Source organism: Bacteroides sp. CAG:189, from assembly GCF_000432295.1.
GTDB lineage: Bacteria > Bacteroidota > Bacteroidia > Bacteroidales > Bacteroidaceae > Bacteroides > Bacteroides salyersiae.
Genome location: NZ_HF990978.1, coordinates 47,830 through 56,009 on the forward strand (window position 1 = coordinate 47,830; position 8,180 = coordinate 56,009).

The 8,180-nt window shown below is 41.4% G+C and carries 5 protein-coding genes; 4 read left to right on the top strand and 1 reads right to left on the bottom strand.

The features are described 5' to 3' along the window. Positions 1–13 precede the first annotated feature (13 nt). Positions 14–2,374 carry a sensor histidine kinase gene (locus QVP90_RS00885; protein WP_192917441.1) on the bottom strand — a complete coding sequence of 787 codons (2,361 nt, stop codon included), beginning with the start codon at positions 2,372–2,374 and terminating at the stop codon, positions 14–16. A 361-nt stretch (positions 2,375–2,735) separates the two neighbouring features. On the opposite strand from QVP90_RS00885, the gene pepT reads away from it, so the two are divergent. The 4 genes from pepT to QVP90_RS00905 all read left to right on the top strand — a co-directional run bounded on the left by pepT (position 2,736) and on the right by QVP90_RS00905 (position 8,133). Further along, the gene (pepT, locus tag QVP90_RS00890) at positions 2,736–3,962 is read left to right on the top strand and encodes a peptidase T (protein ID WP_021935438.1); all 1,227 of its coding nucleotides are present in this window, start codon (positions 2,736–2,738) and stop codon (positions 3,960–3,962) included. A 38-nt stretch (positions 3,963–4,000) separates the two neighbouring features. Next, positions 4,001–5,086 (top strand): glycine cleavage system aminomethyltransferase GcvT, encoded by a 1,086-nt coding sequence (gene gcvT, locus QVP90_RS00895; RefSeq protein ID WP_005924398.1) that lies wholly within the window; start codon positions 4,001–4,003, stop codon positions 5,084–5,086. Positions 5,087–5,384: 298 nt separating this feature from the next. Next, the gene (locus tag QVP90_RS00900; RefSeq protein WP_021935439.1) at positions 5,385–7,637 is read left to right on the top strand and encodes a cation:proton antiporter; all 2,253 of its coding nucleotides are present in this window, start codon (positions 5,385–5,387) and stop codon (positions 7,635–7,637) included. Positions 7,638–7,707: 70 nt separating this feature from the next. Further along, entirely contained in the window at positions 7,708–8,133 is a 426-nt protein-coding gene (locus QVP90_RS00905) for an HIT family protein (protein ID WP_005924392.1), read from the top strand. The last annotated feature ends 47 nt before the right edge of the window (positions 8,134–8,180 follow it).

Consider the following 8,180-nt stretch of genomic DNA (forward strand, 5'->3'; position numbering starts at 1 on the left):
TCCATTATGCAGACTATATCGCATTTGCCAAAGATAGAATTACCGTGAAACAACTGCCTTTATCTACTTCCGACTGTACTTCTATGCGTCCTCCCAACCGTTCGATAATCACTTTACAGATGGAAAGTCCTAAACCGCTGCCCTGCTCGAACTCATTAATTTTATAGAAGCGGTCGAAAATCATGAGGAGTTCTTTTTCATCGATACCTTTGCCGGTATCTTTTACATAAACGCGTACCTCATGATGGGTCTTATCTAATTTACATCCTAATGTTATTTCCCCTTTGCTGGTGAACTTATTGGCATTATTCAAGAGATTGGAGATAACTTGGGTGAAGCGGAGACGATCCGTGTTGACAGGTAACGAAACACTTTCATCGAGTTCAAGATAAAAATTTAAAGAGGTCTGTATCAGTCCTTGGTGGGTCATATAGATCTCTTTTATTACCTCTGTCAAGTTACATTCTTCCATTTCGAAAAAGGTGATACCGGAATCCATGCGAGACATTTCCAATACGTCATTGACTAACTTCAATAGTAAATCGTTATTATGATTCACCAGCTCGAGCATGGTTGCTTTTTCTTCCGGATCTAATTTGTCGGCTTCTTCGCCTACCAGTAAATTCGTGAAACCCACGATGGCATTTAGTGGAGTACGGATCTCATGGCTCATATTATTGAGAAACGATTGCTTTAGTTCTGCTTTTTCTGCTATCTGCTTTGCCAATATGAGTTGTTCTTCGTGTTCTGTCTGTTTCTGGATATTCTGCATGATACCCGCCATCATAATTTTTCCTTGTGCATCTTTCAGGCTGCTGCATCGGAGTTCAAACCATTGGTAGTCTTCTTTCTCCTTATCGAAACAGAAACGAATACGTTGTATTTGCATATTGGGAGATTGGTGCAACGTCTCATAAAACGAACTCAGCAACGGAATATCATCCGGATGTATATATGTCCGGAAATCATCCTTGGTGAATTTTCGTTGTTCAAGTCCCATTGGGTAACCGTAATTGCCGTCGAACTCAATAATGTCGTCCTGAATATTCCAAAGCGTGATTTGTCCTCCATCCATAGAGAGACTCAGTCGCTTTTGAACCTCTTCCAGCATTTGAAGATTTTTGTGTTCTATTAGTGAACGCCGGTGCATGCGCAGTAAAATAATGGAAATCAAAATGAAAGTTAGGACAAACAATGTCCCCAATAAATAAAGCTCCTTTTGGTAATGGGCATAAAACGGATAATTAATGATGCGGACATTTTGGGGGACATTGTGCATATGCCCTGCATATTCGGAAAAATAAGTCCAATCCAGCACATATTCTTTGTTCAGATCCCTTATTTTAGGCATGCCTGTTTTCTCTTTATTCAGAAGACGGACACTTAAGTCGACAGCCGCTTTTGCCGAGATCTCTTTCGTGGCCATATATCCGCCTACAATTTTGGCTTTTTCATTAAATCCTTCACGAATACAACTGAAAGAAGGAATGTTCAAGGCATTCACCATCGGAATAGCCATCCTATCGAATTTATCCAGTAAAAAGACTTGGTCTTCCTGTATGCGTCTCGAGCGTTCGAGCATGATCAGCAAAGAGGCTCCTTTTATATAACGGAACGGACAAAGGCTGACAGTCAGCTTGTTCATTGCTAAACTGTCATTTGTGATGCCGGGTATTAAATTGAAGTACGCGATCATTTTCCATAGCTTCTCGTAATCGGACTCTTGTGTAAATTCTTTCTGATATCCTAAAAACTTTACGTTTTTTCGTTCAACTACGTGGGTGAGCATATCAAAAGACTCACGTCCCATAGCAGTCATATCTATATTATAAAAGATCTCTAAGCCGGTATGAGGGTGTAGTGTTTTAATGAAATCCATATTGCGCTTTAAGTCGGGAGTATCACGTAATATATACACTTTCTGCAAATCATATTCCGCTATCAATTTTTCATTGGGGAAATGCACATTGCAAGCTACCACGGGAATAGAGGATAATAGTCGGTGATGGGTAGATAATAAAGCATCGGTCGCCTGATCTCCTATGGGCAAAATAAGGTCTATGGATTTATTTTTAAGCAATTCGAGGTATTTTTCAATACATCCGGTTTCTTCTGTTCGGTTAGAATGAGAGCAACCAAGATAGAATTTATCGAATATTACCTTAATCCCTTGGTTTTTGAACTCTTTTTGCAAACATTCTTCGATATTACCATGTCCAATTTCATCTTTAGCAGTAGAATAGATAAGAGAGAGATGTTTCGTTGTCATGTTATTAGTGACATGCCATTGTTTGTAATTTAGTCCGCATATAAAGGCAAATAACAAAATAATGGAAACTGATATGTATTTATGCTTCAGGTTGTTTTTGTTCATGGTGTTGTTTAATTGCGAGCAAAAATAACATAATTTCGGTAAAAAAAGCATATAAGATAAAGATACTTTTATTAAAATACATTATTTATTAAAAATCGAGGGATAGAGTGAGATATAGATGGTCTTCTCTGAACTAAGAAGGTTGGGTATCTTCTGAAAATTTCAGCAGACAGTTGGAATATGACGAATGTACATGATCATAAAAAATATTCTGTACTATCAAAAAGAAACCATTGATAGGGTGGAAATGCATTTTATAGAAAAAGAGCCGGGATTTGCTTGTCAATTCACGGCTCTTTTTCTACCTTTACGGCAAATGTATTGTCAATTGTAAATAGTGAATTTTTAAATTGTAAATAATATGGCTTTAGTAGAACGTTTTTTGAGGTATGTAAGCTTTGATACTCAATCAAGTGAAGAAACGCGGATTACTCCCAGTACTCCGGGACAAATGGTTTTTGCCAAGTATTTGAAATCGGAACTGGAGTCTTTAGGTCTGGAAGAGATTACATTGGACGAACACGGTTATCTTTTCGCCACTCTTCCGGCAAATACGGATAAGGAAATTCCCACTATCGGTTTTATTGCCCATATGGATACGAGTCCTGATATGAGTGGCAAGGATGTGACACCGCGCATCGTGGAAAATTATAACGGTTCGGAGATCGTGCTTGATGCTGAAGAGCGGGTAGTACTGAGTCCGGCACAATTTCCGGAATTGCTTGACCACAAAGGGGAAGATTTGATAGTTACCAATGGAAAAACGTTGTTGGGAGCCGATGATAAGGCCGGTATCGCAGAAATTGTTTCTGCAATGGCTTATCTCAAAGAGCACCCGGAAATTAAACATGGTAAAATTCGTATCGGTTTCAATCCTGATGAGGAAATCGGTGAAGGTGCACATAAATTCGATGTGGAGAAATTCGGTTGTGAATGGGCCTATACGATGGACGGCGGTGAAGTAGGGGAGCTGGAATTTGAGAATTTCAATGCGGCGGCGGCCAAAATCATATTCAAAGGGCGTAACGTGCATCCGGGCTATGCCAGACATAAAATGATAAACTCCATTCGTATAGCCAATCAGTTTATCAGTATGTTGCCACGTCATGAAACGCCCGAGCATACCGAAGGGTATGAAGGGTTCTATCATCTGATCGGCATTCAGGGAGATGTGGAACAGACAACTCTTTCTTATATAATCCGCGATCATGATCGTTCGAGGTTTGAAAGCCGCAAACGTGAAATGGCTCATCTGGTGAGAAAAATAAATGCGGAATTCGGAGAAGACATTGCGGTGCTCGAACTTCGTGACCAATATTATAATATGCGTGAAAAGATAGAACCTGTGATGCATATTATCGATACTGCTTTTGCAGCGATGGAAGCGGTGGGAGTGAAACCGAATGTGAAACCTATTCGTGGTGGTACGGATGGGGCTCAGCTATCATTCAAGGGCTTGCCTTGTCCCAATATCTTTGCCGGCGGATTGAATTTCCACGGTCGCTATGAATTCGTGCCTGTTCAGAATATGGAAAAGGCGATGAAGGTGATCGTGAAGATAGCGGAACTTGTTGCTCAAAAAGCTTGATTCATCAACCATAAATCATAATTCATAAATCATAAATCATGAAAACCACTCCGTTTACCGACAAACATATTGCATTGGGTGCCAAGATGCACGAATTTGCCGGCTATAATATGCCTATCGAGTATTCCGGCATTATTGACGAACATCTCACGGTGTGCAATGCCGTAGGTGTATTCGATGTATCCCATATGGGAGAGTTCTGGGTGAAAGGTCCCGGTGCGTTGCCCTTTCTGCAGAAGATTACTTCTAACAACGTAGCTGCACTTGCACCCGGTAAGGTGCAATATACCTGCTTCCCGAACGAAGAAGGCGGGATTGTGGATGATTTGTTAGTGTATCAGTATGATCCGCAGAAATACCTGTTAGTGGTCAATGCTTCTAATATTGAGAAAGATTGGAATTGGTGCGTTGCACATAATACCGAAGGAGCCGAACTTGAAAATTCTTCGGATCGTACTGCGCAGTTGGCAGTTCAGGGGCCGAAAGCAATTCTTGCTTTGCAGAAACTGACGGATATCGATCTTTCGGATATTCCCTATTATACGTTCAAAGTCGGTGAGTTTGCCGGGGAGAAAAACGTGATTATTTCAAATACCGGTTATACAGGTGCAGGAGGTTTTGAGTTGTATTTCTATCCGGACGCTGCTGATAAGATATGGAACGCAGTTTTTGAAGCTGGCGAGGAATTCGGGATCAAGCCTGTCGGGCTGGGTGCCCGTGATACGCTTCGGCTTGAAATGGGATTTTGCTTGTACGGCAATGATTTGGATGATACCACATCTCCTATTGAAGCGGGGTTGGGGTGGATTACGAAATTTGTGGATGGGAAGAATTTTACTAACCGTGCGATGCTTGAGAAACAAAAGGCCGAAGGAACCGTACGTAAATTGGTTGGCTTTGAGATGATCGATCGTGGCATTCCTCGTCATGGATATGAATTGGTAGATGAGGATGGTGGTAAGATAGGGATTGTAACTTCGGGAACCATGTCTCCTATGAGGAAAATCGGTATCGGTATGGGATATGTAAAACCGGAATACAGCAAGTTGGGAACAGAAATTTTTATCGATATGCGGGGACGTAAATTGAAAGCGGTGGTGGTAAGACCTCCGTTCAGGAAGTAAAACGATCATCAAAACTGTTAATTCAGTAGTTCAGTAGTCAAGTAGTTCAGTAGTTAAGTAGTCAAGTAGTAAGTAGTAGATAGTAGGTAGTTAAGGGAAATATATTAGACAAAACATTTCTACTTGACTACTTAACTACTGAACTACTTGACTACTTGACTACTGATTATGAATCACTCAGACTAAGTGTATGCCTCAGGTTAACAAAGTTTAGCCTGAGGCATAATTTTTTTTGTCCTTAAGCCGGTTTCTCTTTTGATTTTCGTGTAATTTTGCATGCAATAAAACATTAACGGAGATGTCAAACTTACCTACATTGATAGCCGACTTGGCGTTGATTCTGCTTTGTGCCGGCGTAATGACACTGTTATTTAAAAAATTAAAACAGCCTTTGGTGTTGGGATATGTTGTTGCCGGATTTCTGGCCAGTCCGCATATGCCTTATACACCCTCGGTAATGGATTCTGCCAATATTAAAACTTGGGCCGATATAGGTGTGATCTTTCTTTTGTTCGCATTAGGACTCGAGTTTAGTTTCAAGAAAATAGTGAAAGTCGGAGGTACGGCAGTCATCGCCGCCTGTACCATCATATTTTGTATGATTCTTTTGGGAATGGGTGTGGGGATGAGTTTCGGATGGCAACGGATGGACTGCATTTTTCTGGGAGGTATGATAGCCATGTCTTCTACGACTATTATATATAAGGCATTTGATGATCTCGGACTGCGTAAAAAGCAATTTACCGGATTGGTGTTGAGTATTCTTATATTGGAAGACATCCTTGCTATCGTGCTTATGGTGATGCTTTCTACAATGGCGGTGAGTAATAACTTTGAAGGAACCGAGATGCTCGAAAGCATCGGAAAACTGCTGTTCTTTTTGATTCTTTGGTTCGTGGTCGGTATTTATCTCATTCCCGAATTTTTGAAGCGTTGCCGCAAGTTGATGAGTGAAGAAACATTACTGATTGTATCTCTTGCGCTTTGTTTCGGGATGGTGGTGATAGCTGCCAATACCGGATTTTCGGCAGCTTTCGGTGCTTTTATCATGGGTTCTATTCTTGCTGAAACGATAGAAGCCGAATCTATCGACCGATTGGTCAAGCCGGTCAAGGATTTGTTTGGTGCTATCTTTTTTGTTTCCGTAGGTATGATGGTGGATCCTGCGATGATTGGAGAATATGCATTACCTATTCTGGTGATAACGCTTGCTGTCATTGCTGGACAGGCATTGTTTGGTACATTTGGAGTGATATTGGCAGGGCAACCGTTAAAGACAGCGATGCAATGCGGGTTCAGTTTGACACAAATAGGTGAATTTGCTTTTATTATTGCGTCTTTGGGGGTATCACTTCATGTGACGAGTGATTTTCTTTATCCTATCGTAGTGGCGGTTTCGGTTATCACGACCTTTCTTACTCCGTATATGATTCGTCTGGCAGAGCCGGCATCTGATTTTGCTGATCGTCATTTACCCGAATCCTGGAAGAGTTTTCTTGCCCGTTATTCTTCCGGTCCGCAGACGGTAAACCATGAAAACCTGTGGCGGAAACTTCTTTTCGCCATGGCTCGTATCGTGGTGGTTTATTCCATTGTAAGCATCTCTATTGTGGCTATTTCATTCCGGTTTGTCGTTCCGGTTTTCCGTGAGAATCTGCCGCATTTCTGGGCCTCGTTGTTAGGAGCTGTATTTACCATTCTTTGTATATCGCCTTTTCTCCGTGCCATCATGGTCAAAAAGAATCATTCGTCGGAGTTTATTACATTATGGAATGCCCATCGTGCCAACCGTGCACCATTGGTTTCAACGATTGTGCTTCGTATGCTGATTGCCGTGTTATTTGTGATGTTTGTGATTGCCCGGTTATTTAAATCTTCTATCGGCTTATTGATTGGTGTTGCTATCTTGATTGTAATATTGATGGTACTTTCGCGTCGTTTAAAGAAACAATCCATATTGATTGAACGGAAATTTTTTCAGAATCTTCGCTCTCGTGATATGCGGGCTGAATATATGGGTGAGAAGAAACCGGAATATGCGGGACGTTTGCTTTCCCGTGATTTGCATCTGGCCGATTTCGAACTTCCGGGGGAATCTCTCTGGGCGGGCAAGACGTTGCTTGAATTAAATCTTGGTAAGAAGTATGGAATACATGTAGTCTCTATCCTTAGGGGACGACGGCGGATCAATATACCCGGAGGCAGTACCCGTTTGTTTCCGATGGACAAAATACAGGTAATCGGTACCGATGAGCAACTTAACCTATTCAGCGAGGAGATGTCAAAAGGGGCTTACGTAGACAGTGATGTTTTTGAAAAGAGCGAGATGACTTTAAAGCAGTTTATGATCGATTCCGATTCCGCTTTTTTAGGTAAAACGTTGCGTGAATCAGGCATACGTGATAAATATCATTGCCTGATAGCCGGTGTGGAACGTGGGGAAGAGATGTTGATGACGCCGGATGTTAATGCGCCGTTTGAAGAGGGGGATGTGCTATGGGTAGTCGGTGAAAAGGAGGATGTATACCAATTAGTCGGTCAAAAGAATTAAAAAATCGACATTATATGTGGGTAAGATGCTTATCTTTGCCGGCATATCAATCTAAAAAAGAATTTATATCATGAAAAGCGATCCTAAAGAATGCTTGTATTGCCAGAACAATGAAACGCTGAACAATCTGATGATCGAGATTGCACAGCTTAGTGTATCACGTGTGTTTCTTTTTAAAGAACAGACCTACCGTGGTCGTTGTCTTGTAGCATACAAAGATCATGTGAATGACTTGAACGAACTGAGTGATGAAGACCGTAATGCATTTATGGCCGATGTGGCCCGTGTTACCCGTGCGATGGATAAAGCTTTCCATCCGGAAAAAATAAACTATGGCGCTTACTCCGATAAGCTTTCCCACCTGCACTTTCATTTGGCTCCTAAATATGTGGATGGCCCTGACTATGGAGGTACATTCCAGATGAATCCGGGGAAAGTATATCTGACGGATACAGAATATCAGGAACTGATTGAGGCGATAAAGGAGAAGCTGTAAGTAGTGGATTGGTGAGGGTGTGTCAAAACTAAAATGACCACTCTAAA

Coding starts and splice junctions, on each gene's coding strand:
- QVP90_RS00885 (WP_192917441.1), bottom strand. CDS start 2,374: ATGAACAAAAACAACCTGAAGCATAAATACATATCAGTTTCCATTATT.
- pepT (WP_021935438.1), top strand. CDS start 2,736: ATGGCTTTAGTAGAACGTTTTTTGAGGTATGTAAGCTTTGATACTCAA.
- gcvT (WP_005924398.1), top strand. CDS start 4,001: ATGAAAACCACTCCGTTTACCGACAAACATATTGCATTGGGTGCCAAG.
- QVP90_RS00900 (WP_021935439.1), top strand. CDS start 5,385: ATGTCAAACTTACCTACATTGATAGCCGACTTGGCGTTGATTCTGCTT.
- QVP90_RS00905 (WP_005924392.1), top strand. CDS start 7,708: ATGAAAAGCGATCCTAAAGAATGCTTGTATTGCCAGAACAATGAAACG.